The sequence below is a fragment of the Vibrio sp. OPT18 genome (assembly GCF_015163615.1).
Lineage (GTDB): Bacteria > Pseudomonadota > Gammaproteobacteria > Enterobacterales > Vibrionaceae > Vibrio > Vibrio coralliirubri.
On sequence record NZ_JADDYK010000060.1, the window covers coordinates 212,118 to 238,896 of the forward strand.

The 26,779-nt window shown below is 45.0% G+C and carries 23 protein-coding genes; 5 read left to right on the top strand and 18 right to left on the bottom strand.

Translation table 11 applies throughout. The annotated features are described in order from the left end of the window. Nucleotides 1–28: 28 nt before the first annotated feature. Together fusA and radA are read right to left on the bottom strand one after the other, a co-directional pair. Entirely contained in the window at nucleotides 29–2,116 is a 2,088-nt protein-coding gene (gene fusA / locus IQQ51_RS15990; protein WP_048605637.1) for an elongation factor G, read from the bottom strand. A 234-nt stretch (nucleotides 2,117–2,350) separates the two neighbouring features. Next, the gene (gene radA / locus IQQ51_RS15995; RefSeq protein WP_017058826.1) at nucleotides 2,351–3,730 is read right to left on the bottom strand and encodes a DNA repair protein RadA; all 1,380 of its coding nucleotides are present in this window, start codon (nucleotides 3,728–3,730) and stop codon (nucleotides 2,351–2,353) included. A 161-nt stretch (nucleotides 3,731–3,891) separates the two neighbouring features. Here radA and IQQ51_RS16000 point away from each other — a divergent pair, with 161 nt between their 5' ends. Continuing rightward, nucleotides 3,892–6,237, top strand: coding sequence for a PilZ domain-containing protein (locus tag IQQ51_RS16000; protein WP_193841575.1), 2,346 nt, complete (start codon nucleotides 3,892–3,894; stop codon nucleotides 6,235–6,237). A 122-nt stretch (nucleotides 6,238–6,359) separates the two neighbouring features. On the opposite strand, the gene serB is transcribed toward IQQ51_RS16000, so the two are convergent. Continuing rightward, complete coding sequence (serB, locus tag IQQ51_RS16005; protein WP_193841576.1) at nucleotides 6,360–7,340, bottom strand: phosphoserine phosphatase; 981 nt, start codon at nucleotides 7,338–7,340, stop codon at nucleotides 6,360–6,362. A 109-nt stretch (nucleotides 7,341–7,449) separates the two neighbouring features. Here serB and IQQ51_RS16010 point away from each other — a divergent pair, with 109 nt between their 5' ends. Further along, complete coding sequence (locus IQQ51_RS16010) at nucleotides 7,450–8,061, top strand: YtjB family periplasmic protein (protein WP_076655999.1); 612 nt, start codon at nucleotides 7,450–7,452, stop codon at nucleotides 8,059–8,061. Nucleotides 8,062–8,190: 129 nt separating this feature from the next. Here the strand turns inward: IQQ51_RS16010 and deoD are convergent, their stop codons facing one another. The 12 genes from deoD to ubiT all read right to left on the bottom strand — a co-directional run bounded on the left by deoD (nucleotide 8,191) and on the right by ubiT (nucleotide 19,393). Then, complete coding sequence (gene deoD / locus IQQ51_RS16015) at nucleotides 8,191–8,910, bottom strand: purine-nucleoside phosphorylase (protein WP_017063285.1); 720 nt, start codon at nucleotides 8,908–8,910, stop codon at nucleotides 8,191–8,193. A 65-nt stretch (nucleotides 8,911–8,975) separates the two neighbouring features. Continuing rightward, a complete protein-coding gene (locus IQQ51_RS16020; RefSeq protein WP_052878856.1) occupies nucleotides 8,976–10,196 on the bottom strand; it encodes a phosphopentomutase in 1,221 nt (406 codons plus the stop codon). A gap of 76 nt (nucleotides 10,197–10,272) precedes the next feature. Then, the gene (gene deoA / locus IQQ51_RS16025; RefSeq protein ID WP_193841577.1) at nucleotides 10,273–11,601 is read right to left on the bottom strand and encodes a thymidine phosphorylase; all 1,329 of its coding nucleotides are present in this window, start codon (nucleotides 11,599–11,601) and stop codon (nucleotides 10,273–10,275) included. 221 nt (nucleotides 11,602–11,822) lie between these two features. Beyond that, on the bottom strand, nucleotides 11,823–12,599 hold the full coding sequence (gene deoC, locus IQQ51_RS16030) for a deoxyribose-phosphate aldolase (RefSeq protein ID WP_048605645.1): 777 nt from the start codon (nucleotides 12,597–12,599) through the stop codon (nucleotides 11,823–11,825). Nucleotides 12,600–13,116: 517 nt separating this feature from the next. Then, on the bottom strand, nucleotides 13,117–14,379 hold the full coding sequence (locus IQQ51_RS16035) for a NupC/NupG family nucleoside CNT transporter (RefSeq protein ID WP_017058833.1): 1,263 nt from the start codon (nucleotides 14,377–14,379) through the stop codon (nucleotides 13,117–13,119). A 204-nt stretch (nucleotides 14,380–14,583) separates the two neighbouring features. Next, nucleotides 14,584–15,414, bottom strand: coding sequence for a TatD family hydrolase (locus IQQ51_RS16040; protein WP_193841578.1), 831 nt, complete (start codon nucleotides 15,412–15,414; stop codon nucleotides 14,584–14,586). Then, on the bottom strand, nucleotides 15,395–15,550 hold the full coding sequence (locus IQQ51_RS16045) for a DUF5363 family protein (RefSeq protein WP_193841579.1): 156 nt from the start codon (nucleotides 15,548–15,550) through the stop codon (nucleotides 15,395–15,397). Before IQQ51_RS16045 ends, IQQ51_RS16040 begins: the two co-directional genes overlap by 20 nt. Nucleotides 15,551–15,655: 105 nt before the next feature. Then, entirely contained in the window at nucleotides 15,656–17,236 is a 1,581-nt protein-coding gene (gene prfC, locus IQQ51_RS16050; protein ID WP_050652475.1) for a peptide chain release factor 3, read from the bottom strand. Nucleotides 17,237–17,395: 159 nt separating this feature from the next. Beyond that, nucleotides 17,396–17,851 (bottom strand): ribosomal protein S18-alanine N-acetyltransferase, encoded by a 456-nt coding sequence (rimI, locus tag IQQ51_RS16055; RefSeq protein WP_193841580.1) that lies wholly within the window; start codon nucleotides 17,849–17,851, stop codon nucleotides 17,396–17,398. Continuing rightward, on the bottom strand, nucleotides 17,844–18,242 hold the full coding sequence (locus tag IQQ51_RS16060) for a DNA polymerase III subunit psi (protein WP_081229541.1): 399 nt from the start codon (nucleotides 18,240–18,242) through the stop codon (nucleotides 17,844–17,846). The genes rimI and IQQ51_RS16060 overlap by 8 nt, the downstream gene beginning before the upstream one ends. 136 nt (nucleotides 18,243–18,378) lie before the next feature. After that, nucleotides 18,379–18,882 carry a GNAT family N-acetyltransferase gene (locus tag IQQ51_RS16065; protein WP_193841581.1) on the bottom strand — a complete coding sequence of 168 codons (504 nt, stop codon included), beginning with the start codon at nucleotides 18,880–18,882 and terminating at the stop codon, nucleotides 18,379–18,381. Next, nucleotides 18,866–19,393: a ubiquinone anaerobic biosynthesis accessory factor UbiT gene (gene ubiT / locus IQQ51_RS16070; protein WP_416222614.1), complete on the bottom strand. Its 528-nt coding sequence runs from the start codon at nucleotides 19,391–19,393 to the stop codon at nucleotides 18,866–18,868. Before ubiT ends, IQQ51_RS16065 begins: the two co-directional genes overlap by 17 nt. A 258-nt stretch (nucleotides 19,394–19,651) precedes the next feature. On the opposite strand from ubiT, the gene IQQ51_RS16075 reads away from it, so the two are divergent. From IQQ51_RS16075 to IQQ51_RS16085, 3 genes are all read left to right on the top strand, one after another. Continuing rightward, nucleotides 19,652–21,691: a bifunctional diguanylate cyclase/phosphodiesterase gene (locus tag IQQ51_RS16075; protein ID WP_061038666.1), complete on the top strand. Its 2,040-nt coding sequence runs from the start codon at nucleotides 19,652–19,654 to the stop codon at nucleotides 21,689–21,691. A 168-nt stretch (nucleotides 21,692–21,859) separates the two neighbouring features. Further along, nucleotides 21,860–22,873 carry a ubiquinone anaerobic biosynthesis protein UbiU gene (gene ubiU, locus IQQ51_RS16080; RefSeq protein ID WP_017068227.1) on the top strand — a complete coding sequence of 338 codons (1,014 nt, stop codon included), beginning with the start codon at nucleotides 21,860–21,862 and terminating at the stop codon, nucleotides 22,871–22,873. Nucleotides 22,874–22,891: 18 nt separating this feature from the next. Further along, nucleotides 22,892–23,770 (top strand): U32 family peptidase, encoded by an 879-nt coding sequence (locus tag IQQ51_RS16085; RefSeq protein ID WP_193841583.1) that lies wholly within the window; start codon nucleotides 22,892–22,894, stop codon nucleotides 23,768–23,770. Nucleotides 23,771–23,855: 85 nt separating this feature from the next. Here the strand turns inward: IQQ51_RS16085 and IQQ51_RS16090 are convergent, their stop codons facing one another. The 3 genes from IQQ51_RS16090 to nlpI all read right to left on the bottom strand — a co-directional run bounded on the left by IQQ51_RS16090 (nucleotide 23,856) and on the right by nlpI (nucleotide 26,767). Continuing rightward, nucleotides 23,856–25,193: an MATE family efflux transporter gene (locus IQQ51_RS16090; protein ID WP_193841584.1), complete on the bottom strand. Its 1,338-nt coding sequence runs from the start codon at nucleotides 25,191–25,193 to the stop codon at nucleotides 23,856–23,858. A gap of 89 nt (nucleotides 25,194–25,282) precedes the next feature. Continuing rightward, complete coding sequence (locus IQQ51_RS16095) at nucleotides 25,283–25,690, bottom strand: MarR family winged helix-turn-helix transcriptional regulator (protein WP_017056675.1); 408 nt, start codon at nucleotides 25,688–25,690, stop codon at nucleotides 25,283–25,285. 153 nt (nucleotides 25,691–25,843) lie between these two features. After that, on the bottom strand, nucleotides 25,844–26,767 hold the full coding sequence (nlpI, locus tag IQQ51_RS16100) for a lipoprotein NlpI (protein ID WP_048605659.1): 924 nt from the start codon (nucleotides 26,765–26,767) through the stop codon (nucleotides 25,844–25,846). Between the last annotated feature and the right edge of the window lie 12 nt (nucleotides 26,768–26,779).

Below are 26,779 nucleotides of genomic sequence, written 5' to 3' on the forward strand. Positions count from 1 at the left end.
TTTTTTAGCTAATTGAGAAAAGGGCTAATTACTTACCAGCTTCTTTTTCTGCTTTAACTTTTGCAATCACTTCGTCAGCAACGTTAGTTGGACATGGTGCGTATTGTGCGAATTCCATAGAGAATTGGCCACGACCAGAAGTGATAGTACGTAGGTGACCGATGTAGCCGAACATCTCAGAAAGAGGTACGTCAGCTTTAATACGAACACCAGTAACGCCAGCTTGTTGATCTTTGATCATGCCACGACGACGGTTAAGGTCACCGATAACATCACCAACGTGATCGTCTGGAGTGAACACGTCAACGTTCATGATAGGCTCAAGAAGTTGCGCGCCAGCTTTAGGCATAGATTGACGGAATGCGCCTTTCGCTGCGATTTCAAATGCGATTGCAGATGAATCGACTGCGTGGAAACCACCATCGAAAAGTTCAACTTCAACGTCTAGAGTTGGGAAGCCAGCTAGTACGCCGTTTTCCATCATAGATGCGAAGCCTTTCTCAACTGCAGGCCAGAATTCTTTAGGAACGTTACCGCCCACAACTACAGAGTTGAACTTGAAGCCAGAACCTGCTTCGCCTGGTTTGATACGGTAATCGATCTTACCGAATTGACCAGAACCGCCAGATTGCTTCTTGTGCGTGTAGCTATCTTCAATTGCTTGAGTGATAGTTTCACGGTAAGCAACTTGAGGAGCACCTACAGTTAGGTCAACGCCGTATGTACGCTTAAGGATATCTACCTTGATGTCTAGGTGAAGTTCACCCATACCTTTCAGGATAGTTTCGCCAGTCTCTTCGTCAGTCTCAACTTGGAAAGATGGATCTTCTGCAACCATTTTACCGATCGCGATACCCATTTTCTCAGAACCGCCTTTATCTTTTGGAGATACAGCGATTGAGATTACTGGAGTTGGGAATACCATTGGCTCAAGCGTTACTTGGTGCTTAGGATCACATAGAGTGTGACCAGTTTGCACGTTCTTCATACCAACGATCGCAATGATGTCACCAGCTTGTGCGCTAGTTAGTTCGTTACGGTCATCAGCTTGCATCTCAACCATACGGCCAACACGTTCTGTTTTGCCAGTGAATGAGTTAAGAATCGTGTCACCTTTGTTCAGTTTACCAGAGTAAATACGAACGAAAGTTAGAGCACCAAAACGGTCATCCATGATTTTGAATGCAAGCGCTTTGAAAGTTTCATCTGTAGAAACGATAGCGTGTTCGCCAGTTTCTTCGCCAGCTTCGTCCATTAGAGGTTGAGGATCAACTTCAGTTGGAGAAGGTAGGTAATCTACAACAGCGTCAAGAACGATTTGTACGCCCTTGTTCTTGAATGCAGAACCACAGAAAGTTGGGAAGAATGCTAGGTCACGAGTACCTTTACGGATACAACGCTTAACGTCTTCGATAGAAGGCTCTTCACCTTCCATGTAAGCTTCCATTAGGTCATCGTCTTGCTCTACAGCAGTTTCGATTAGCTCTTCACGGTATTGCTCTACGTCATCTACCATGTCCGCAGGAACATCTAGAATTTCGTAGTTTTCAGGAAGACCAGTGTCATCCCAAACGTATGCTTTACGGCTTAGAAGGTCTACAACACCCACGAATTCATCTTCGCGGCCGATTGGTAGAACCATAACTAGAGGAGTAGCACCTAGAACGTTTTTAACTTGGTCAACAACGTTGTAGAAATCTGCACCCATACGGTCTAGTTTGTTAACGAAGATCAGACGAGATACTTCTGATTCGTTAGCGTAGCGCCAGTTAGTTTCTGATTGAGGTTCAACACCACCAGAACCACAGAATACACCGATACCGCCATCAAGTACTTTAAGAGAACGGTATACTTCAACTGTGAAGTCAACGTGTCCAGGAGTATCGATAACGTTTAGACGGTGACCGTTCCAGAAACAGCTTACAGCTGCTGATTGGATAGTAATACCGCGCTCAGCTTCCTGTTCCATGAAGTCAGTAGTTGATTCGCCATCATGTACTTCACCAGTCTTGTGGATTTGACCAGTTAGCTTAAGGATACGCTCAGTGGTAGTTGTTTTACCCGCATCAACGTGCGCGAAAATACCAATGTTTCTGTATTTCGATAAATCTGCCATTGTCTTACTCTGTTAATAGGATATAAAATGCGCGCAGAGTATATCACAATCTGTGAAGACTGATAGCTTTGCATGCATTTGGGACTAAAAAACTTTGCCTTTTTCTAACATATAGAAAAAGGCAATCTGTAGAAACAATCTAAATGATTGTTTAGTTTAGTGCTAATCTAAAGCGCAATTGGCGTTTAAGTTAGACTGAATTTCTGCTGTATAGAGTAGCTGAAGTGAGCTCAATTACAACTCATCAAAAGCATTAATTGCTTCTGATAATTTTTTCACGCCATGGATCTGCATTCCAGGAATACCACCTTTAGGCATGTTAGCCGCCGGTACAATCGCTTTCTTGAAGCCGTGTTTAAATGCCTCATTAAGACGCTCTTGCCCACTTGGTACCGGTCGAATCTCACCCGCTAGGCCCACTTCTCCAAATACCACCACATCTTTTGGCAATGCGCGATCTCTGAAACTTGAAAGTAGAGCCATCACCAACGCAAGATCAGCACTGGTTTCGGTTACTTTAACACCACCGACGACATTCACAAACACATCTTGGTCAGCCATTTGTAAGCCGCCGTGTTTATGCAGCACCGCTAATAACAACGAAAGCCTGTTTTGCTCTAGGCCGACAGCGACACGACGCGGGTTAGCCAGCTGGGAATAATCCACCAGCGCTTGAATTTCAACAAGCAATGGACGAGTACCTTCCCACACAACCATCACCGAACTGCCCGAGGTTTCTTCTTCACCACGAGACAAGAAGATAGCAGATGGATTGCTAACTTCTTTTAGTCCTTGGCCTGTCATGGCAAACACGCCAAGCTCATTGACCGCACCAAAACGGTTTTTGTGGCTGCGCAGTGTTCTAAAGCGGCTATCGGTTCCGCCATCCAATAGAACAGAACAGTCAATAATGTGTTCAAGCACTTTTGGTCCGGCTAAGGTGCCGTCTTTAGTTACGTGCCCCACTAAGAACACCGCAACATTATTTTGTTTTGCGTAGCGCGTTAATGCGGTAGCCGATTCGCGAACCTGAGCAACACTGCCCGGTGAAGATTGAACATCGGCAACGTGCATAACTTGGATTGAGTCGATAACCATGATCTTTGGCTGTTCTTTTTCAGCAACCTGACAGATCTTATCTACGTTAGTTTCAGAGAGCATCTTTAGGTGCTCTTTTGGTAATCCGAGTCGAGAGGCGCGCATTGCAACCTGTTGTAAGGATTCTTCACCGGTTACATAAAGAGTCGGCAGTTGAGAAGAGAGCTGACACATGGTCTGTAATAACAGCGTTGATTTACCAGCGCCTGGGTTACCACCAATCAGGATCGCAGCACCAGGGACAACACCACCACCGAGTACGCGGTCGAGCTCTTTGAAGCCACTACTAAAGCGTGGCACTTCTTGTAGATTAATTTCAGATAATGTCTGAACGCTCGATTCTGTTACTGCACCTGCATAACCAGATAATCTTTCATTGCGCGCTACTTGAGGTGAAGCGGCTAACCTAACTTCTGTAATCGTGTTCCAAGCACCACATGCGTTGCACTGCCCCTGCCAACGTGGAAAGTCAGCACCACAGTCATTACACACATAAGCTCGTTTTGCCTTAGCCATAAAACCTCAATAATTTACTCAGTTACACAATGATGTTGTCAATTTGTGACTTATTTGACCGTACGGGTGAAAATAAACGTTGCAGTCATACCACTTATACTTAAAGATCGATTTAAACTAGTCGATAACATAAATGCACCGTCCATTCTAACAAGAAAAGTATGCAGCAATCTGAAATTCTATCTGTAGCAGAACGTCTTATCCCGGCCTACCACGCCGAAGATTTCGAATTCCTTCTTTCTCAAATGACAGAAGGCGAATCTCCGTCTCTAAAACTGCTGGTTAAAATGGAACTGAATCGTATCATGGCTCCGTGTACAAAGAGCATTGATTTACGTGGGCGCATTGATAATGAATGTCGTCAGTTCACGTTAGACGGCCGTAAGCACTGGCTCGATGACATCGCGTTAAACGCATATCAACGTGGTACGAAAAAGTTTAAAGGTTACACAGAAGGCGCATGGGAGTTAGTAATGACTCCGCGAACTCAGCCTCTGAGCGTTGTTAAAACATCTTCTCAAGGTAACCACGACATTACTAGCGCCAATAGCCCGTACGAAGCGGAAGCTATTAACCTAGGTTACGACTTAAAACGCCAAGAGAACAGACTCAAGATTAGCTCGCAGGTCGAGATCACCACATCGAAAGGGCAAAGCCTACACGGTGTTACGGTTGATATCTCCCCGTCGGGTGCAAAGTTCAAGGTACCGAGTGCCTTTCGATACAACCTCGGCGAGATCATCAGTGTTAAGTTCTCAGAGCTTATCGAAAAGTCCCAAGAAAACGATGTTAACCAAGCGGTTGAATTTCGTGTTTTAGGTATCGACGAATCTTATGAGAACAACGCGGTCAAATTTCTAAGAACCATCAAGATAAGCGACAACAATATTGTGGCTCGCTTACTCGATGAGTCTTTAAATAGCACCAGCAAGAAAACCAGCCATGAAAATCAAGATAGGATCATTCGAACTCGTACTCGAGGAATCGAACACACCTATCTAAAGCATACTTGTAACCTTCCCCTGTTTTTCAGCGGCAGCGAACTCAAGCTTGCCCTACTGACGGATAACAACCATCCGTTATGGCAATACTGGCACGACGAGCGTAATCAACAAGCGCTGGGCACCCTGTTCAACGAGCAACGTATGAACCTGCTGGCAAAACCAGGAGTGAAGGGAACCAGTAACGTTATCTACTCTTTTACCCATGAACACCAAAACAAGACCTTGTTCTATTCAATGATGCTGCCTGAAGCCTCTCGTGAACAAAGACAGCTGTTCTGGCACATCGGTGGTAAACGTAAAAGTTGGAAGGCGTTCAAGTTCTCGGTTTTCGAACTGTCAGACACAGAACGACAAGCATTAGCTAAGCACTCGGAGACGCTGGCTCAAAGCTCAGCTCAACTGACGCATTGCGGAATCTTGCAAGAGATCGGCGATCACGAAAGTGCGGCTGATTATCTTCTGAGTGAAAAACCACGTATCCCAAGCAGTGAATTGAACCGCTTCCGTCACCCGCGCACTGTCGTCGGTAATATTCAAAGCATCTACTTTGACTCTCAGACTCGTCGTAAAGAGCCGAGATACCAATTTAAGTCACCGTTGCAACTTACATCAGAAGATGGCGCAGCGGCGAACGGACACACCTTAGATATCTCGAAGCGTGGACTGAGCATTAGCCTTGAGCACCCAATGGTACTCAAGATTAATGATCCGGTATTAGTGAACTTCAATGAACTGCAGCTCTATGACAAGAACCTGCCACTGAGCACCGTGCCTTACCACGTGATTCGAGTAAGTCCGAATGGCCGCAATGTGCAGTTGGTTATTGCCGAGAACGCCAAGACAATGCGTACCATCGCTTTCCTTAATGGGCTTATCGACCAAAACCAAAGTAAGCTGATAAAGAAGCAAGAGATACTGCCAACGCATTCACTACTCGAATCTCTGCACAACATTTTGTTGAGCAAGATGGTCAGCAACCCAATATTCATTGATAAGCCAAGTTCAACACTGCGCTGTAAGATCATTGGTGTGAATTTCCCACTGAATAAGCATCTAACGTTACTTGCTAAACTTGGTCATAACCAAAAGTTCTCACTGGAACCCATCTTTAAGGGTCACACCAACTCACTGTTGGCTGAGCCACTGAAAAGAATTGAAGGTGCAGAACCGAAGCATCATGACGTGTATATTGCTGCGGTTAAGTTTGGCGATAAGATCCAGTCGGTACACACCAAGTTGGTCAAAGACTTCGCCTCAGCAAAGGAACGCATCTTATTCATTAAGAAAGCGCAGCACTTAGGTGATGTGTATGTATTGCGAGTCACCACGGCACCTATCTTTAATCCGCTAACAAGTTTATTCCAGTCGGATTTAGAAGAGCTTTCACGCATCAGTATGCATCAAGCTAAGAAGCTAGAGAATGAGGTGACGGCGTTTATCGGTTATGGCGAGATAGAAGACATTACCGATGAAGTGCTGATTCGATTGGAGCTAACACGCTAGCTTCGAGTGGCGTCTTAACTTAAGCATGAAAATAGAAAAAGCAGGCTGATAGCCTGCTTTTTTTGTATCTGAGCCACTATTGCTAAATAAGATACATAGCCAATAGCACTTAGGGAGCCCCCCTAAGGTTTCGCTTGCCAGCTGATCTTCTGCTGCTTAGCCAATACACCCGACAAGATGCACAGCACCCCGCCTAAACCTGCGTAACGCACAGCAGTTTGAGCTTGCTGCTCTACTTTTGGTTTTGCGTGGTAGGCAATGCCTAAACCTGCAGAGCCCATCATCACCAAGTCATTGGCACCATCACCAACGGCAACGGTATTATGCAGTTCCAATTCGTACTCTTCAGCCAACTCTACCAAGATATCCGCTTTGGTCTGCGCCGAAACAACATCGCCTAAGACTTCCCCCGTCAACTTACCATTGACGATCTCAAGCGTGTTTGACTGAGCGTGGTCAAGAGCAAGGGTATCTTTCAGGTAGTCAGAGAAGTAAGTAAACCCGCCTGATGCAATCGCTGTTTTCCAGCCAAGCTTATTCAGAGTATTCACCAGCCCGACCAAGTCTGGCATGAATGGCAAAGACTGACGCACTTGCTCTAATATCGACTCATCCGCACCTTTCAGTGCTCCTACTCGTTGGCGCAGACTCTGTTCAAAGTCGAGCTCGCCTTGCATTGCTCTTTCTGTGATTTCAGAGACTAACTCACCCACTCCAGCTAGCTTAGCAATCTCATCAATGCATTCAATTTGAATCGCTGTAGAATCCATATCCATCACGATCAAACCTGGCTTAGATAAGTCTGGGACCTCGCTAAGGCAAGCATAATCAAGCTTTAGCGCTTGGAGGATTTCTTCGTGTGCTGGTGTTAGATTGCCTGACATCAAAGCCACTTCATAATGCCCAACCTTCCACGTATCGAGGATGGTGTTGTAAGTGCCAGTGAAAAAGTCGATGTCATCGAAAGATTGTGGAGATAAGTACTCACCAAACACAATCCAATTGGCCTTGGATTTAGCGAGTTGAGAAGCGAAACGAGTCTCGGGGAGTCGAGTTAATAATGTCGTATGCCTTTTTATCGGCAGATATTTCTGAGCGTCCATGTGTATGATTCCTAATTAACTATGCTAAACGTTAACCTATTGCAATTTGAAAACGCAAGTCTCAATATGTCTTAATCATAACATTTGTTTATTTCAGGCTTCGTGAAACATGAATGAATCATTGTTCTCAATACGTAACGCTTTACGAATGCTAGCCCTCATTTTGTTGGCTACCATGTTCGTTGTAACGATTAAAAATACGGTCGTGATCAGTAAAGGTAACGAGAAGATCCAAGCAAAACAGTTGGAAACTCTTACCAAGCTGCTTATCTCTCAGGCATCACTTTCAGCCAGCAAGATGATCACGCAACAAGACCAAGAGCGATTGCTTGATCTGACTAACCAGCTATCTCAAGACCGATTGGTGTTCGATACCACCATCTATGATGCAGAAGGTATTCGACTGGCTTCGAGCGAAAAAGCCCTCTCGGTACGTGAGGTTCTTGGCTTAGATACGCCACTTTCAACAGCAAGTATCGGCAGACAACAATTAGTTGAACCTATTTATTCACCAGAGAAGACGATCATCGGCTTTATTCGAGTGACTTTTGAAACCGGTAAGATGACGGCGATTTCTGATCACCACTACCGTAAAAGTGATCGCTACATGATCGGTATGGTGTTGATGGGGTTTGTGAGTGGCGTGTTGTTCATCATGCTGATTCGCAGAAGACCGACTAAGTCTGGTGAGAACTTACTGTTGAAGAATGTAAGCTCATAAACACACTAGACTTACAATAAAGACACTAGATTGAGAATAAATATCGCAATCCAATAAAAAGCCCCGACGCTCAGGCAGCAACGGGGCTTTTTGTTATCTGTTAACTTATCAAGCTAAGACAAATCAATATTATTCTTGGTCACCAAGCAAAACAGAGTCCAGTGCGATAACCATCATGTCGTTGAAAGTCGTTTGACGTTCATCTGATGTCGTTTGCTCACCAGTCTTGATGTGGTCAGAAACAGTACAAATCGTTAGAGCTTTTGCGCCGTATTCAGCACATACACCATAGATGCCAGCTGCTTCCATCTCTACGCCAACAATGCCGTATTTGTCCATTACTTCGAACATCTCTGGATCTGGCGTGTAGAACAACTCAGCCGAGAACAGGTTACCGACTTTTACGCCGACACCGAGAGCTTTGGCTGCATCTTCTGCCGCGCGCACCATTTTGTAATCCGCAATAGCCGCAAAGTCATGATCTTTAAAGCGAATACGGTTCACTTTAGAGTCAGTACATGCGCCCATGCCGATCACCACATCACGCACTTTGATATCTTCGCTCACTGCACCACAACTGCCCACACGAATGATCTTCTTCACACCAAAGTCTTTGATCAGCTCAGTCGCGTAAATAGAACAAGATGGAATGCCCATACCGTGTCCCATTACCGAAACCTTACGACCTTTGTAAGTACCGGTGTAACCAAACATGTTGCGAACGTCGCACACTTGAACCACTTCTTCTAAGAAGGTTTCAGCGATGTATTTAGCACGTAGCGGATCGCCTGGCATTAAAACTACGTCAGCGAAATCACCCATTTCAGCATTAATATGTGGAGTAGCCATTGAAAATATCCTTAATCTCAAAACAAAAAAAGAAGAGAGAGGTTTCCCTCTCTCTTCGTTAACTATTATAGAAAGCTTGTACCGTGTCCCATTGGCGATGTACCAAAGTATGACGCTAAGCTCTGACCGATATCAGCGAACGTATCGCGACGGCCTAAAGAACCGGCTGGAACCTTCTGACCGTAAACAATCACAGGGATGTGCTCACGAGTATGGTCTGTACCTGGCCATGTCGGATCACAACCGTGGTCAGCCGTTAGAATAAGCACATCATCTTCTTTCATCATATCGACGATTTCATTGATGCGACCATCGAAGTACTCAAGTGCCGCTGCGTAACCAGCAACATCACGGCGGTGGCCATAAGCTGAGTCGAAATCAACGAAGTTAGTGAACACGATAGTGTTGTCGCCCGCTTCATTGATCGCTTCTTTGGTTGCTTCAAATAGCGCAGGGATACCTGTTGCTTTGGTTTTCTGAGTGATGCCACAACCCGCGTAGATATCAGAGATCTTACCGATTGAGTGAACGTTACCGCCCTTCTCATCAACCAACTTCTGAAGAATGGTGGCTGCAGGTGGCTCAACAGAAAGGTCACGACGGTTACCAGTACGTTCGAATTGACCTTTACCTGGGCCAATGAACGGACGAGCGATAACACGACCAATGTTGTAGTCTTCTAGCTCTTCACGAGCAATCTGACAAAGGTCTAACAGGTTTTGTAGGCCGAATGTCTCTTCGTGACAAGCGATCTGGAAAACAGAGTCTGCAGAAGTATAGAAGATAGGCAGGCCAGTCTTCATGTGCTCTTCACCTAGGTTATCTAGGATTTCCGTGCCAGATGAGTGGCAGTTACCTAAGAAACCAGACAGGCCTGCACGCTCAAGGATGCGGTCAGTCAGTTCTTTTGGAAAGCTGTTCTCTTTGTCGGTGAAGTAGCCCCAGTCAAACAGTACAGGAACACCTGCTATTTCCCAGTGACCTGATGGCGTGTCTTTACCAGAAGACAGCTCAGCAGCGTGACCGTAAGCGCCAATGATCTCAGCGTCTGCATCCATACCAGGAGCAAAACGACCTGTAGACTCTTTATGAGCCATCGCTAGACCTAGCTTAGACAGGTTTGGCAACGTCAGTGAACCTTTACGATCTGCATTGTCTGCAAGACCTTGGTCACAATGATCTGCGATGTGGCCCATAGTGTCAGAACCTACATCACCAAATTTGTCCGCATCCGCTGTTTCACCGATACCGAATGAATCTAAAACTAAAATAAATGCTCTTTTCATTTTCTTCACCAACTTATTGCTCTTTGCACCAGAACTCTGTTCATCGGTATACGCGAGGCATACCGATATCTGTTATTTACACGTCTTCAGAACGAATCTGACGGTAAACGTCTGGCGTTGCTGTATATTCTCCGCCCACAGTGATTGCATTTTGTAATGCTGTTGCAGCTTCTTGCCACTGTTGTTCGTTGCGAGCATGAATCATTGCTAATGGCTTATCTTCACTTGCTACTTCACCTAGGCGAATGAAGTGATCAAAACCGACTGCGTAATCAATGCTGTCAGTTGCTACGCGACGACCGCCGCCCATACCAACCACAGCCATACCAATTGCACGAGTATCCATTGCTGATACCACACCGCTTTCTAGCGCGTACACTGGCTTAATAATGTCTGCTTTTTCTAGGTAGTTATCGTAGTTCGTTACGAAATCAGCTGGACCATCAAGGCCCGCTACCATCTTACCGAAGCACTCTGCTGCTTTACCGTTGTCTAGTACTGCCATCAGTTTTTCGCGCGCTTCGTCTGAATCTTTAGCTAGGTTACCCAGCACCAGCATTTCAGCACACGATGCTAGAGTGATCTCTAACAAGCGTGGGTTACGGTATTCACCCGTTAGGAACTGAACCGCTTCACGAACTTCTACTGCGTTACCCGCTGAAGAAGCCAGTACTTGGTTCATGTCCGTTAGGATTGCCGTTGTTTTCGTGCCCGCACCGTTTGCTACTGCAACGATAGATTTTGCTAACTCTTCAGAGGCTTCATAAGTCGGCATGAATGCGCCTGAACCTACTTTTACGTCCATCACTAGAGAATCAAGGCCAGCGGCCAGTTTCTTAGATAGGATTGAAGCCGTGATCAGCGAGATGTTGTCGACTGTTGCTGTGATATCACGAGTTGCGTAAACACGCTTGTCAGCAGGAGCTAGATCACCTGTTTGACCGATGATCGCCACGCCAGCATCTTTCGTTACTTCACCGAACACATCGTTGGTTGGTGTAATGTTGTAACCAGGAATAGATTCCAGCTTGTCAAGCGTACCGCCAGTGTGGCCTAAACCACGACCAGAGATCATTGGAACGAAACCGCCACATGCTGCCACCATAGGGCCAAGCATCAGAGAAGTAACGTCGCCAACACCACCAGTAGAGTGTTTATCAACGATTGGGCCATCAAAGTTCATGTGGCTCCAGTCAATCACCATGCCTGAATCACGCATTGCACACGTTAGTGCGATACGTTCTGGCATCGTCATTTCATTAAAAAAGATAGCCATTGCGAATGCGGCAATTTGGCCTTCAGAAACCGTGTTTTTAGCAACACCTTGAATGAAGAAGTTAATTTCTTCAGCTGTTAGGACTTCACCGTCACGTTTTCTGCGAATAATTTCTTGAGGTAGATACATTAGTGCCTCCCAAACTCTAGTGAGTATGGTTTGTAGGGAAAGAGGTAATGTGGAGTGACTTAACGCCACTCCATCAAACAGACTAAATATTGTTACACCCTATATAGTTGGCGTTGCAGCTAGGCGGCCAGCAAGTTCATTCCTATGAGCATAGAAGCTCTATGTGATTAGGAGGAACTTGCGCAGGCAACAACGCTGCTACGTCAAATATGACGGGTAAATTAGTATGCTGCTGGATCAGCAGTTTGGTCTGTCACTTCTAATGTATTAAGAAGGTTAGTTAGTAGGCTTGAAGCACCAAAACGGTAGTGCATGTTGTCTGCCCACTCAGCGCCTAGTAGCTCATCAGCCATTGCTAGGTATAGTGCTGCATCTTCAGCAGTACGTACGCCACCAGCTGGTTTGAAACCAACTGTTTTAGCAACGCCCATGTCACGAATAACTTCAAGCATCATGCGCGCGAACTCTGGAGTCGCGTTTACTGGCACTTTACCTGTTGAAGTTTTGATGAAGTCTGCACCTGCTTCGATACAGATTTGAGAAGCTTTCTTGATCAGTGCTTCTTCTTTCAGTTCACCTGTTTCGATGATCACTTTAAGCGTGATGTCACCACAAGCTGCTTTACACTGTTTAACTAGCTCAAAGCCAACTTCTTCGTTGCCAGCAATAAGAGCACGGTATGGGAATACTACGTCAACTTCGTCTGCGCCGTACGCTACCGCTGCTTTTGTTTCTGCAACAGCAATTTCGATGTCGTCATTACCATGAGGGAAGTTAGTTACAGTCGCAATGCGTACTTCTGGAGTACCTTGCTCACGCAACGCTTTCTTAGCTGCTGGGATAAAGCGAGGGTAAATACAGATTGCAGCGGTGTTGCCTACTGCAGTCTTCGCATCATGACAAAGCGCCACTACTTTTTCAGTCGTGTCGTCGTCATTTAGCGTAGTTAGGTCCATAAGTTTAAGTGCACGTAGAGCTGCTGCTTTTAAATCGCTCATTTCTATCTCCGATCAATATATTCAAATAGTTAACTACTTCGCCCTCCATCCAGTATAGATGGATATTTTAGTAATGCTCAGTAGCCACAAATGAACGGACTTGGTTCCCTGAAGACTTGATAACTTTCGCTACCAATTGCAATCCTTGTCACCGCACAGTACCAGTTTGGTCTATGGCACAACAAATCAGTCATGTTGTGTCTAACATCTATAGCGTATCGCTAATTTTGGCTTAATCCCAGAAGAATAACGTTCGAGTTGATTTCGAGGTTACTTTCTTGCCAACAGAGACATCCTATCCCTTTAGCTTATACATTATAGGTATCCATCAATAAATTGTAGTGCTCCTTAGAACGCAAACGGTTTGTATCTCAAAAAAACATTCTAGACCCATTAATCGACTTCAAGCTGATGCTTATGCCAAAGAATCACTAGGCCTAAAAACAAAAAAGCCCCGCAGCAATTTCTTGCTACGGGGCGATATTATTATGGCGTCTATATATCGATTTCTAACTAATTAGAAAGACAGGAAGAAGCCAGCAATTGTTGCTGCCATCAGGTTAGATAGAGTACCAGCAATTACCGCTTTAACACCCATACGTGCGATGTCGTGACGACGGCTTGGTGCAATACCACCTAGACCACCTAGAAGAATCGCAATTGAAGAAAGGTTTGCGAAACCACATAGTGCGAATGCGATGATAGCTTGAGTCTTCTCAGACATCACTTGACCAGTTGCTGCAACAACTTGAGCGTTTTCACCAACGTATGGTACGAAGTTTAGGTATGCAACGAATTCGTTAACAACTGTCTTCTGACCAATGAAAGAACCAGCGATAGTTGCTTCTTCCCATGGAACACCAATGATGAATGCTAGCGGTGCGAAGATCCAACCTAGAAGAAGTTCTAGAGTTAGGTTTTCCATACCGAACCAACCACCGATGCCACCTAGGATACCGTTGATTAGAGCAATTAGACCGATGAATGCTAGTAGCATTGCACCAACGTTAAGTGCTAGTTGTAGACCAACTGATGCGCCACCTGCTGCTGCGTCGATAACGTTAGCTGGTTTGTCATCGCCACCGTCCATTTCGTCAGCGATGTTGTCGTCTGGCGTATCAGTTTCAGGCTTGATGATTTTAGCGAATAGTAGACCACCAGGTGCTGCCATGAATGACGCTGCAACTAGGTACTCTAGAGGTACACCCATAGATGCGTAACCTGCTAGTACACCACCAGCTACAGAAGCCAAACCACCACACATTACTGCGAATAGTTCAGAGTTAGTCATTTTAGGAACAAATGGACGAACAACTAGAGGTGCTTCAGTTTGACCAACGAAGATGTTTGCTGCTGCAGACATAGACTCGGCGCGAGAAGTACCTAGAGCTTTCTGAAGACCACCACCAAGAACTTTGATTACAATTTGCATAACACCAATGTAGTAAAGTACAGAGATAAGTGCAGAGAAGAAAATCAGAGTTGGTAGTACTTGGAAAGCAAAGATGAAACCGATACCGTCAACTGAAAAGTTAACTAGGCTGCCGAATAGGAAACCAGTACCGTCTTTACCGTAGTCGATCACGTTTGCTACACCAGCAGAGAAACCTGCAAGTAGATCACGACCCCAAGGGATGTAAAGTACGAATGCACCAAGTGCGAATTGGATAGCGAAAGCGCCACCCACTGTTCTTAGATTAATAGCTTTGCGGTTGTCAGATAGTAGTACTGCGATTGCGATCAGTGCAACCATTCCGACTAGGCTCATAAACAGGCTCATAGTTTATGACTTCCTTATTAGTTATTTATTGGCGTGTTACAAAATGGGGCTATAAAGCGGAGGCAATTATACTCATGCGACCACTAATAAAGTAATGCCGTCCTCACACTTTCGTAGAAGATTCATGTACCATTCACACGCAAATGTGAGCCAAATCACAAGCTCAGTGCAATTTACGCAAACGATAAACAAAAACCTTCGATTTTATTCACATATACCGAATGCGCGATGGCTATTTTGCCAAATTTGCGCTGCAATCGATTGCTTTGGCTCTTTTCTAAGCAAAAAAAGTTCATTTAAGATCGTAACTAAATGTTTGGAATGATTAACATTTCCTTGGTTTCCATACATGGGCATGTCCGGAGCATCCGTTTCCAATACCAGACATTCAAGGGGCAATTTTGCGATGGTTGTGCGTGTTTTTTGCGCTCTTGGGTAAGTTATCGTTCCACCGACGCCAATATAGAAACCGAGCTTGATCCACGCCAAAGCTTGCTGTTCACTCCCAGAAAAACCGTGAATCACACCACCTAAGGTGAACTTATGCTGCTTTATTAGCTCGATAAGTCGGTTGTAAGACTTCCTCTCATGGATGATTAAAGGCAACTCAAACGCCTTGGCAAGTTCCATTTGTTGGATGAAAAAGCGCTCTTGCTTCTCTCGTTCAACGCCCACAAAAAAGTCGAGCCCGCACTCACCTATCGCGACACATTGGCTGTTTTTTGAAGAGAGTAATTGGCGAAGTTCTTCAAATTGCACCTCATCCGCTTGCTCTAAAAAGTAAGGATGGAAGCCTAGCGCGTAATAAACATTCGGGTAGGATTGCGCAATTTTTTCAAGCTTACGCCAGTTATTTTGGCCTATAGAAGGGATGAGTATTTTCTCAACTTGGGCTTGTTTCGCTTCTTCAAGGTAGCGATCAATACTTTGATCAAGTGTAGTTCCCTGATCAATTACAATATGTTGCTCAAACGCCTCAAAATCCGCATGGCAATGAGTATCAAAAAGCGGAAAGTCACTTATTTGCTGCGTCATCTTCCCTACTCTCTGTTTTTTTCCCTTGAGGATCACGACGAAAAGCAACACAACTGCGCTTGTTCTCAGGCGTTAAGCCAAGCTCTTCACACCACTTATCGTACTTCCTAACCCAAGCTTTTATCCAACCCAACATAACTGTCTCTAACCTCAGCCTTTAAACCTCAAATAAAACGCATTAAAAAACGCCTATTGCAGAACAATAGACGTTTTTGTTTAACTCGAATAGATCGCGGAGAAATTAGTGCTCGCGCGTCGCTCGGAATTGAACTTCAGGGAAACGTTCAGAAGCTAGGTTCAAGTTCACCATAGTTGGTGCGATGTAAGACAGGTTGTCACCGCCATCTAGCGCAAGGTTAGATTGGTTCTTACGTTTGAATTCTTCTAGTTTCTTAGCGTCATCACATTCAACCCAACGAGCTGTTGCAACGTTAACACCTTCGTAGATAGCTTCTACGTTGTATTCAGCTTTCAAGCGCGCTACAACCACGTCGAACTGAAGTACACCAACCGCACCAACGATCAGGTCGTTGTTTTGCATAGGCCGGAATACTTGTACTGCACCCTCTTCTGAAAGCTGAACTAAGCCTTTTAGAAGTTGCTTCTGCTTCAGTGGATCGCGTAGACGAATACGACGGAATAGCTCAGGTGCGAAGTTAGGAATACCAGCAAACTTAAGGCTCTCACCTTGAGTAAAGGTATCACCAATCTGGATAGTACCGTGGTTATGTAGACCGATAATATCACCCGCGTATGCTTTCTCAGCACGAGCACGGTCACCCGCCATGAAGGTTACCGCATCAGAGATACTTACACTCTTACCAGTACGAACATGGTTCATCTTCATACCTTGGTTGTAAGTACCCGAAACGATACGCATGAATGCGATACGGTCACGGTGTTTAGGGTCCATGTTTGCTTGGATCTTAAATACAAAACCAGAGAACTTCTCTTCTGTCGCTTCAACATCACGCTCGTTCGCTTGACGCGTTTGAGGTGCTGGAGCCCACTTCGTTAGGCCGTCTAGCATATGGTCAACACCAAAGTTACCTAATGCAGTACCGAAGTAAACCGGCGTTAGTTCACCCGCAAGGAACAGTTCGTGATCAAACTCAGGGCAAGCACCGATAACAAGCTCTAGCTCTTCACGTACGCTTTCCGCAAGATCAGCACCTACAGCTTCATCTAGATCTGGGTTATCTAGACCTTTGATGATACGCACTTCTTGGATCTCGTGGCCGTGGCCAGATTCATACAAGATCGTTTCATCACGGTGAATGTGGTAAACACCTTTAAACTCTTTACCACAACCAATTGGCCATGAGATTGGAGCGCAAGCCATACCTAGCTCGCTCTCTACTTCATCAAGCACTTCCATTGGGTCACGAACGTCACGGTCAAGTTTGTTCATAAACGTTACGATTGGCGTATCACGTAGACGTGTTACTTCCATTAGTTTACGAGTACGATCCTCGACACCTTTCGCAGCATCGATAACCATCAAACAAGAGTCAACCGCTGTTAGCGTACGGTACGTATCTTCCGAGAAATCTTCGTGTCCTGGAGTATCTAGTAGGTTTACTAGGCAATCATTGTATGGGAATTGCATTACCGACGTAGTTACCGAGATACCACGTTCTTTTTCCATCTCCATCCAGTCAGATTTAGCGTGCTGGTTAGAGCCACGGCCTTTTACGGTACCCGCTTTTTGAATCGCGTTTCCGAATAAAAGAACTTTTTCAGTAATCGTGGTTTTACCCGCATCCGGGTGAGAGATAATCGCAAACGTTCTACGTTTGCTCACTTCTTGTTGGAAAGACATAGTCGCCCTTTGCTGATCTAAAGCGTAAAAAGGGCAAGTAGATAATACTTGCCCTTGAATTCTGTGTGCGGATTATACAGAAAGCGTGTCACTTTCTAAAGGGTCAGTTTACACCCTATTTTTCGCGTATTCTCTGCTTAGCTAAAAGCTACAGTATGACTAGCTAAAAGACATAAAAAGATAGCTCATAATGATGGCGTCTTCATTGCCTTGCTTGGTTGGATAATAGTTACGACGACGATCAACTTCATTGAAACCGGCCTTTTCGTAAAGATTAAACGCATTCACATTACTTTCGCGAACTTCTAGCCAAGCGCTTTCTGCGTCAGCTTGTTCGCACATATCAAGGAAATGTTCCGTTAACGCTTTTCCATACCCTTTGCCTTGCTGGCTTGGGTCTACCGCAATATTAAGCAGCGTGACTTCACCAACGATGTTTTGCGCGAAAAAGTATCCGACCACTTGCCCATCGACTTCAAGAACATGATGACAAGCGCCTCGGCTATCAAGACCTCGGATCATGTTTTCAGACCAAGGGTGAGAATGCGCGGCCTGCTCTATCTTCCAAATGGCATCTAGGTGTTGTTGTGAAGTCGGTAAAAATTGATTAGTCATAAGCACAAATTTGTTGCCATAAGTCGCGGCGGTGTTGGTTGTTACCGTTAATGTCAGACAGTAATGGCGATTGAAGTGTTTTAGCCTTCAGCTCTTGAGGCGACTCGCAACCAGCAAACCATACCCACTCAACCGAAGCTAAATCTACAGTAGACAAGTGTTGCGGTTGAAGGTGTAAAGCCTGAGATAAGTCGAGCTTGATACTTTTGAGTACTCGCTCAAACATCACAGCGAGATCTTCCTGAGGTTTTTCAGGCGAAACCAACAGTAACTTGCAATCGTTCGAGAGCGGAGTCAATTCAGATTCATAACCTGCTAAACGCTCTGGGTGACTTAGTTCCCATTGGCTAATGCCCATCTCTTGTAGGTATTGCGCGTGTGTTTGTGACATATCTAGCGGTAGTAACCTTAAGTTGATTAGAGCCGAAGCTTATTAGAACTGGGCTGATACTAACAAAAAATAAAGGAGCATCAAGCTCCTTTATTTAGACTAAATCAGTTTGTATCTTATTGCGTGATAAATCAGCTTATAAGTCGTTGAACTCTGGGCTGTAAGTAATCTCACCAGCATGTCCAGCAAACGCACCGTCTACCAACTCAATCGCTTGGAAAGCACCTTCAGGCACATCCCAAACACAACTCAGGCCAAACTCGCTCGCAGCCTTGAAACCAAAGCGGCTGTAATAAGCAGGATCACCCAACACAACGCAAGCTGGGTAACCAAAATCAACCAAAGTGGAAAACGCATCTTCAACTAGAGATTTGGCAATGCCTTGGTTGCGGAACTCTTCTTTCACAGCGAGAGGCGCAAGCCCTTGCCAGTTATGATCGTCGCCATCAAGAGTGATAGGGCTAAACATCAGGTGACCAACCACCTCGCCTTCATCAGAACAAGCCACCAGCGATAGCGTTAAATGGCTATTCTCACGCAAGCTCATAACCAAGTTAGCTTCTGCATCTGTTTCAAAAACAGATTTCAATAAACGATCAATGACAAGTATATCTGCCGGTGCTTCAGTTCGAATAAGCATTCATTACCTCACTTTGTGTATCTGGGGATTGTACTCCCTTCTGCACAAAATCAGCTAATTGATTTAACAAAGTTTTCATAGGAGTCGGCAATAAGTCCAAATCTACGCTATCCATCAAGTTTTTAACTTCTAAACCGAGCTCGGTATCGCCTTCAATAGACAGTCTACGTTGGAAGAAAAGCGTATCTGGGTCTTCTTTACGCCCCGCAATCAACACAAGATCGTTAAGATTGCCGCTAAAGCTTACATCTTCAGCCATCTCTTTATCAGCTACAACCAGTTGCTCATTTTTGTAGCTAATACACCAACTTAACCCCATGTCTTTTATTGAGACTTTCAGCCATTTGTCTTCTAAAAACTCAAAGTCACCGTCCTCTAAAGCTTCCTTGAAGACATTCTTAAGCGCCTCCAATAAGGCTCTTTTTTGTACTGTTTTAGGCAATAACTGGACTGGAGATCGCAAAATTGATGCGGCATTTTGAACTAGTTGAGTGCGAATCTTGTTTATCACGTGACTTATCCGTAACTTTGTCAATAATATGGAATGCATCATAGATGATGTTGAGATCTCAGTTACTGTTATGTATCAAATTAACTTCTGTTTGATACTCGACCTTTAATATCCTGAAAATCACAGTTATAGTAACTCAGGTAATGAGAATTACAGCGGATCGCTGCACTCACAGGTAAATATCGATAGCCACGCGAAAAGTAATAAATATTTATCGATAGTGAATATTCAAGCTCTTGGAGAATTGGTAGTACTTTGATGCCTCCCCAGCAACTACAACATTGGTTTACCCAGCTAACTGCAAATAGTCCGTTCTTTTTTGCAGTACTTGATGCTCAACATAACTATTTTATGGTGAATGAGCGTTACTGCGATATTGCTGGTTTGAGTCAAACCGAGCTTGCAGGCATGAATGACCGCCAAACATTGGGCGAACAGTTCTACCAACATCTCAAGCCTTACTATGAGCGTGCATTTAGTGGCGAAACGATTGAGGCCGAAGTCACCCTCAACGAAACTGACCTCGATACCAGCCTACATTTCAGCCTATCTCCGCTTACCAATGGCAACAAAACCGACTACATCGTCTTTCACGCCTTCGACACATCAGAAAACCAAGTACTTGTCCGTTCTTTAGAAGAATCCGAAGCCAAATTCCACAAGCTATCTCAACTACTCCCAGATGGATTACTGCTCGTTGAAAGTGACTACATCTTGTCATCTAACCCAGCAGCTGCGCGCTTGCTTGGCTTTAACTCAACCACAGAGTTAATTGGTGAAGAGTTGGGACGCCTATTTATCGATGAACAAACCAAAACTGTCTTCAATAATAACCTCAGCTCTATTATTTCTGAGTCTGGTTTGGTTTGCTTAACGGGTGCCCGATGCGGCTTTGAACGTAAGGTTCAACTCAACATCGACTCCACCACCGTTCTTGGAAGCAACACTCAGTTGGTGCTTATCCAAGACGCACAAGAAACCGCAAAACAATACACACCGGCACACAGTGAAGATGCCTACATCGATGCACTGACCAAGCTCTACAACCGAGTTGGGTTTACTAAGCGTCTTGAGCAGTTCATTCACAACGATACGCCGGTGGTGATGCTCTACTTAGATATTGATAATTTTAAGAATATCAATGACTCACTTGGTCATCACATCGGTGATAAGGTGATAAAAGAGGTCGCTTCGCGCCTTAAACGCCTACTGCCTCGTAAGGCCGTGATTGGGCATTTAGGCGGGGATGAGTTTGGTATTATCCTGCCAGAACCTGAACATCAACGAACACCTGAAATGCTCGCTGAAAAGATCATATCTCTGATCAATCAACCCTTCGATCTTCACCACTTTAGCAAGCGCTTAGCCTGCTCGATTGGTAGCGTGAGCTTTCCTCAAGATGGTACTGATGCTCGTATCTTGCTGCAAAATGCAGACACAGCAATGTATGAAGCGAAAGATCGTGGGCGCAACCGTCTGATCAAGTTCAACGAACAGATGAACAAAGAAGCGCGCATGCGACTGTGGCTTGAGATAGAGCTCCAAAAAGCACTGCAACAAAATGGACTTGAGGTTTGGTATCAACCGAAAGTGAATGCCCGTGATTTCACCATCAACGGCGCTGAGGCTCTGGTACGTTGGAAACATCCTGTCGAAGGGTATATTAGTCCTGCCGCATTTATCCCTGTGGCAGAACGAGCTGGCCTTATTGAACAACTTGGCCGAGTGGTGATGCGCGAAGTATTTGCTACGGTTAAGCGCTGGAAGATGCAAGGTATCCTTCCAGGTCGTGTCGCGATCAACTTATCTCCAGAACAGTTTGGTAATCCAAAGCTGATTGATTACATGGAAAAATTACTGCGTTCGACCGAGCTTGATCCAAGTGCGATTACCTTTGAGCTGACGGAAAGCGCGGTAATGAGTGATAGTGAACACACACTTCAAATGCTTAACGCCATCAAGAAACTTGGCTTTGCTCTCTCCATTGATGATTTCGGTACCGGTTACTCTTCACTGTCTTACCTTGCTCGCTTCCCAATTGATGAGCTTAAAATAGACCGTGCTTTCATCTCTGATATCGATACCCTACCAAAGCAAATCACCGTAATTGAAAACATCATCAACCTAGGTAAATCTCTCGATTTAACTGTGGTTGCTGAAGGTGTCGAAACCAGTGAGCAAGCGACTCTGCTGTCTAACCTCAACTGTAGTTCGATTCAAGGCTTCCACTTCTATCGTCCGCAACCAAAACAAGATGTCGAAGAGTTGTTTGCCCAAAACCGCCGTCATAAGAACTAATCAAGTACCTCAAATTTAAACCAAGCCAACATGTAAAACGGTCACTCGTCAGTACCTCAAACGGAGTAAAAGTAGATTTATCCATCTAAACCTGCCTTACATCAATTCCGTCATTCACAATTCTTCATAAAATGCTCGCTTCAACTTAATTCTACTGGTAGTGAGTAAATGGAACTCTTATGCCCAGCGGGTAACTTACCTGCTTTGAAAACCGCTATTGATTGTGGTGCGGATGCTGTCTATATCGGATTCAAAGACGATACCAATGCCCGACACTTTGCAGGCCTAAACTTTGCGGGTAAAAAGCTCGATCGTGCTGTGCAGTATGTGCATGACCACAACAAGAAAATTCATGTTGCCCTAAATACGTTTGCTCACCCAAATGGCTTCGACCGTTGGACTAATGCCGTAGACAACGCTGCTGCTCTGGGTGTTGATGCGCTGATCATCGCAGACATCGCGGTGCTTGAGTACGCTGCAAATAAGTATCCAGATCTCGAACTGCACCTATCAGTGCAAGCATCTGCAACCAATGCGGCGGCTATCGACTTCTATCATAAAAACTTCAACGTAAAGCGTGTCGTACTACCGCGTGTGTTGTCGATTCATCAGGTCAAACAGCTTTCTCGTAATATCACTTCTGACGTTGACCTTGAAGTATTCGCTTTTGGTAGCTTGTGCATCATGGCAGAAGGCCGTTGCTACCTCTCTTCATACATGACTGGCGAATCACCAAATACCGTTGGTGCTTGTTCTCCGGCGAAATACGTTCGCTGGCAAGAAACAGAAACTGGCCTCGAATCTCGCTTGAACGAAATCCTTATCGATAAATATGAAGCAGGTGAAAACGCAGGTTACCCAACGCTGTGTAAAGGCCGCTTTGAAGCAGAGATCGATGGTGAACGTAAGCGTTATCACGCACTTGAAGAGCCAACCAGCCTCAACACGCTATCTATGTTGCCTGAGCTTTTCGCGGCGAATGTTGCCTCAGTGAAGATTGAAGGTCGCCAACGCAGCCCGGCTTATGTTGAACAAGTCACTCGCACTTGGCGCGCAGCTATCGATCGCTACTTAGCGAACCCAGAACAATACCAAGTGGAACAAGCTTGGAACGCGACACTGGCGAATGTATCGGAAGGTACACAAACCACGCTTGGCGCTTATCACCGAAAATGGCAATAGAGCCAAATGGAGAACTCAATGAAATACGCATTAGGCCCTCTACTTTATTTTTGGCCAAAACAAGACGTTGAAAGCTTCTATGAGCAAGCGAAATCAAGCTCTGCCGATATCATCTACCTAGGTGAGGCTGTGTGTTCAAAGCGTCGTGAGATGAAAGCAAAACACTGGATGGACATTGCTAAAGAGCTGTCTGCTTCAGGTAAGCAAGTAGTCCTCTCGACTATGGCTTTGCTCGAAGCACCAAGCGAAGTCAACATCATGAAAAAGTACATTGATAACGGTGACTTTGCGATCGAAGCCAATGATGTATCTGCAATTCAACTGGCTAGTGAAAGCAAAGTACCTTTCGTGGTTGGCCCTGCAGTAAACACCTACAACGCACGCACGCTGAACCTGTTCTTGAAACAAGGTATGACGCGTTGGTGTATGCCGGTTGAGCTATCTCGCGAATGGCTAAGCAACGTCATGACACAATGCGAAGAGCTAAATATTCGTAACAAGTTCGAAGTCGAAGTATTTAGCCATGGCTACTTACCGCTTGCTTACTCGGCACGCTGCTTTACCGCTCGCGCGGAAAACAAAGCTAAAGACGATTGCGAAACCTGCTGTATCAAGTACCCAACAGGGCTACAAGTAGAAAGCCAAGAAGGCCAATCAGTTTTCAACCTTAATGGTATCCAGACGCAATCAGGCTACTGCTACAACCTAGTCAATGATTTGCCAAACATGCACGACTTGGTTGATGTGGTTCGTTTGAGCCCACTCGGTATTGATACCTTCTCTGAAATCAACAACTTCAGAGCAAACGAGCAAGGTCAAAAACCGATGAAGATTGAAAGCCGCCAATGCAATGGTTACTGGCATCAGCTTGCAGGTTTAGACGTTAGGAACATCTAGTTCCTTACATTGGACTAACCAGCAACAGATACAAAAAAGGTCTAGCATTCGCTAGACCTTTTTTATTCGACTTAAGAAACGCGACCTATGCCGTCGCTGTTTCCATCGGTGAGGCATCGAGCTTCTTTAGATCTTTGTAGAGCATTACCATCACCACAACACTTAGCGCGATGTTAGACAGTGGGTACGCAATCCAGATCCCCGGTACACCGTACAACTTGGGCATAATGTACAAGAAAGGTAACTGGATAAGCATGTTACCTATCGTCACAAACATCGCCTTGCTGCCCTTGTTCACAGCCTGATAGTAAGCACCTGCTACTACTAAGAAGCCATCCAGCGCCAGTGCAAACATGTGAAGTCGAATACCCAACACTGTGTACTCAACTAGCTGAGGTTCGTCTGAGTTAAATACTGACACAAACTCACGTGGGAACGCGTTCAGAAGCAGTACGAACGCCACACCAATCAATACTGAACTCATCATCGCAATCTTAAGTAGCTTACGGATGTTCGCTTGGTTACGCGCACCATGATTGTAGCTCACCAATGGTTGCATGCCGTTAGCGATACCTTCAGCCGTGAGGTAATAAACCGTCACGATGTAGCCTAAAATCGCGTAAGCACCAATCATCAACTGGTCGCCATATTGAGAGAACAACGCATTGTGTAGCGCCACCATCATCGAACCATAAGCGTACATAAAGAAGCTTGATGTACCAATGGCGAAGATTTGTGGAATCACATCCAGTTTCAATCTCAACTCATTCCAACGTAAACGTAGGTTTGCTCGACGTGAGAAGAAGTAAGCCAAACCGAGAGCCGTTACTACAAACTGGGCAATCGCAGTTGCTAGTGCCGCACCCATCAACTCCCAGCCATAAAGAGCGATAAACAAGTAATCGAGTACGATGTTAATCACCGCACCAACGATCATCAGTATCGTAGCTAAGTTCGGGCTGTCATCGTTACGCAGTAGAAACGGCATCGCGATCGAACCTAGCGTGAAGAGACTAGCACCAATCAGAATGTGTAAGTACTGCAGACCAAGCTCATACACTCGCCCTTCAGCGCCCTGCCAAAGCAAGAAGTTATCAGCAAACAAGAACAGCAATGCAGAAACAATAGGCGTTATCGCTAACAACAAGGTTAAGCCCGTTGCTAAGATCTGTTTAGCGCCTTGAGTATCTTTTTCACCTTGGCGAATCGAGACAAGCGCACCTGTACCCACACCCACCAACATACCAATACCGAGAATCGAACCAATCACAGGCCACGCAACATTGATACCTGCAAGTCCATCAGCCCCCACATAGCGGCCAATGAAAATGCCATCCACCACTTGGTACAGGCCATTAACCAACATGGCCGCCACGGTAGGGATTGTGTATCGCCAAAACTGGCGACTAATTGAGTTACTCATTTCTTACTCTACTTTCATTTGTGATTCGTATATCAACAAGATATGACTCGAAAAATTAGTTAACAAGGCTAACTAAATATCTAAATTAGTTACTTCAAAGCTTTATTTAATAATAGGTTTAGCTGCTGAGATTCTTGCTCAGACAAACGACTTTCCAGTATCTGTGCCATGACCTGATAGATCTTACTTTCTTCTTCTAAGCCGACTTCCGCTTTGCTAGTCAGTACGACCAACTTAGATCTCGCATCTTCGAGCGAAGCTTTACGCTCCACAAGCCCCTTTCTCTCTAGCCTTTGAACCATAGTGGTTGCTGAAGGTTTGGTTACTTGCATTTCAATCGCCAGATCAGTTAATCGGATCGGTTCAGGAGAGGCTTGGATGACCTTCAAATAGTCATACTCATTGAAGCTCAATTGGCAAATAGGATCTTCATTTACCTGAGTGCGCCATATCTTAGAGGCGAAGCGCTCAATCTTTTCTAAATTCTGGTTCAGCATACTCACCTAATCAAAGAATAGCATTTAGTTAGCAAGACTAACTATTTTAGTGTTGTTTAAATAAAAAGCAATAAAAACGAGATGAAGATCATAAAAAAGAAGCATAAAAAAACCGCTGACAGGCAGCGGCTTTTCGGAATCAAAATGTGTTGCTTACTTAGCGTTAGCTTCTTCTTCGGCCTCAGCCAGCTTAACTTGCGCTAAGTGCTCAGCTTTAAGCGTGGTGAAGATGCGGCTTAACTCTAAGAAAGAGTAACGGTGTTCTACGTATTCATACACGTTAAAAGAAACCGCTAACTTGTACAAAGAGATAGCATTCGCGTAGTCACCATTCATGTGGTAACGCTTAGCAAGATAGAAGTACGTCTCTGTTAGGCGCTGCGCAAGTAACGTGTTGTCACGAGTACCGGTTAAGATCGCCTTGAAAGCCTGCTCTTCAGTAATGTCATCAAGCATAATCGCGACTAATACCCAACCCCACTGCTCATCACGGCTCTCGTATCGTTTTTGTAAATCAAGCTTAGCTTGCTCTGGCGTCAGCTCATGCTGAATGATGTACAACCACAGAGCGCGAAATGGATCGCTAGGATCATCGGCATAGTGCTTCATCATCTCTTCATTGGCTAAGTCGTAACGCTCGCCATAGTAAAGCGCGATAGAGCGGTTTCTTTCTGCGTAAGAGTTTGCAGGATCAAGCTCTAACGTAGAATCAAAAGATTCATAAGCCGCATCAAACTCCCCTACCTGCGTAAAGTAAACACCCAAAAGATTGAAAATATCAGGTTGAGCAGGGTTCAATGAAAGAGACTGGTTGAAGTCAAGACGCGCGAGATCACGCAGGCCAACACTGTCGTAGTAGTTACCACGTTCAAACAGCATCTTCGCTCGAACTTCATCGTTCAAATCTGGGCGCTGTAATAACTGACTAAGACGTGCAATTTGAACTTCTTGCTGAACGCTTGGTTGCAGTGGCACAGCCATCGGTGGATAAACCCAACGTGAGGTGTTATCTGATGTTGTCGCACAACCTGTTAGTACAAGCAGTAAACACATACTCGCGGTTTGAAACCATTTCACAAATAATTACTC

Bases quoted from the DNA above. Each gene is read 5' to 3' on its own strand.
- fusA (WP_048605637.1), bottom strand. From the start codon at position 2,116: ATGGCAGATTTATCGAAATACAGAAACATTGGTATTTTCGCGCACGTT.
- radA (WP_017058826.1), bottom strand. From the start codon at position 3,730: ATGGCTAAGGCAAAACGAGCTTATGTGTGTAATGACTGTGGTGCTGAC.
- IQQ51_RS16000 (WP_193841575.1), top strand. From the start codon at position 3,892: ATGCAGCAATCTGAAATTCTATCTGTAGCAGAACGTCTTATCCCGGCC.
- serB (WP_193841576.1), bottom strand. From the start codon at position 7,340: ATGGACGCTCAGAAATATCTGCCGATAAAAAGGCATACGACATTATTA.
- IQQ51_RS16010 (WP_076655999.1), top strand. From the start codon at position 7,450: ATGAATGAATCATTGTTCTCAATACGTAACGCTTTACGAATGCTAGCC.
- deoD (WP_017063285.1), bottom strand. From the start codon at position 8,910: ATGGCTACTCCACATATTAATGCTGAAATGGGTGATTTCGCTGACGTA.
- IQQ51_RS16020 (WP_052878856.1), bottom strand. From the start codon at position 10,196: ATGAAAAGAGCATTTATTTTAGTTTTAGATTCATTCGGTATCGGTGAA.
- deoA (WP_193841577.1), bottom strand. From the start codon at position 11,601: ATGTATCTACCTCAAGAAATTATTCGCAGAAAACGTGACGGTGAAGTC.
- deoC (WP_048605645.1), bottom strand. From the start codon at position 12,599: ATGAGCGATTTAAAAGCAGCAGCTCTACGTGCACTTAAACTTATGGAC.
- IQQ51_RS16035 (WP_017058833.1), bottom strand. From the start codon at position 14,379: ATGAGCCTGTTTATGAGCCTAGTCGGAATGGTTGCACTGATCGCAATC.
- IQQ51_RS16040 (WP_193841578.1), bottom strand. From the start codon at position 15,414: ATGACGCAGCAAATAAGTGACTTTCCGCTTTTTGATACTCATTGCCAT.
- IQQ51_RS16045 (WP_193841579.1), bottom strand. From the start codon at position 15,550: ATGTTGGGTTGGATAAAAGCTTGGGTTAGGAAGTACGATAAGTGGTGT.
- prfC (WP_050652475.1), bottom strand. From the start codon at position 17,236: ATGTCTTTCCAACAAGAAGTGAGCAAACGTAGAACGTTTGCGATTATC.
- rimI (WP_193841580.1), bottom strand. From the start codon at position 17,851: ATGACTAATCAATTTTTACCGACTTCACAACAACACCTAGATGCCATT.
- IQQ51_RS16060 (WP_081229541.1), bottom strand. From the start codon at position 18,242: ATGTCACAAACACACGCGCAATACCTACAAGAGATGGGCATTAGCCAA.
- IQQ51_RS16065 (WP_193841581.1), bottom strand. From the start codon at position 18,882: ATGCTTATTCGAACTGAAGCACCGGCAGATATACTTGTCATTGATCGT.
- IQQ51_RS16075 (WP_061038666.1), top strand. From the start codon at position 19,652: ATGCCTCCCCAGCAACTACAACATTGGTTTACCCAGCTAACTGCAAAT.
- ubiU (WP_017068227.1), top strand. From the start codon at position 21,860: ATGGAACTCTTATGCCCAGCGGGTAACTTACCTGCTTTGAAAACCGCT.
- IQQ51_RS16085 (WP_193841583.1), top strand. From the start codon at position 22,892: ATGAAATACGCATTAGGCCCTCTACTTTATTTTTGGCCAAAACAAGAC.
- IQQ51_RS16090 (WP_193841584.1), bottom strand. From the start codon at position 25,193: ATGAGTAACTCAATTAGTCGCCAGTTTTGGCGATACACAATCCCTACC.
- IQQ51_RS16095 (WP_017056675.1), bottom strand. From the start codon at position 25,690: ATGCTGAACCAGAATTTAGAAAAGATTGAGCGCTTCGCCTCTAAGATA.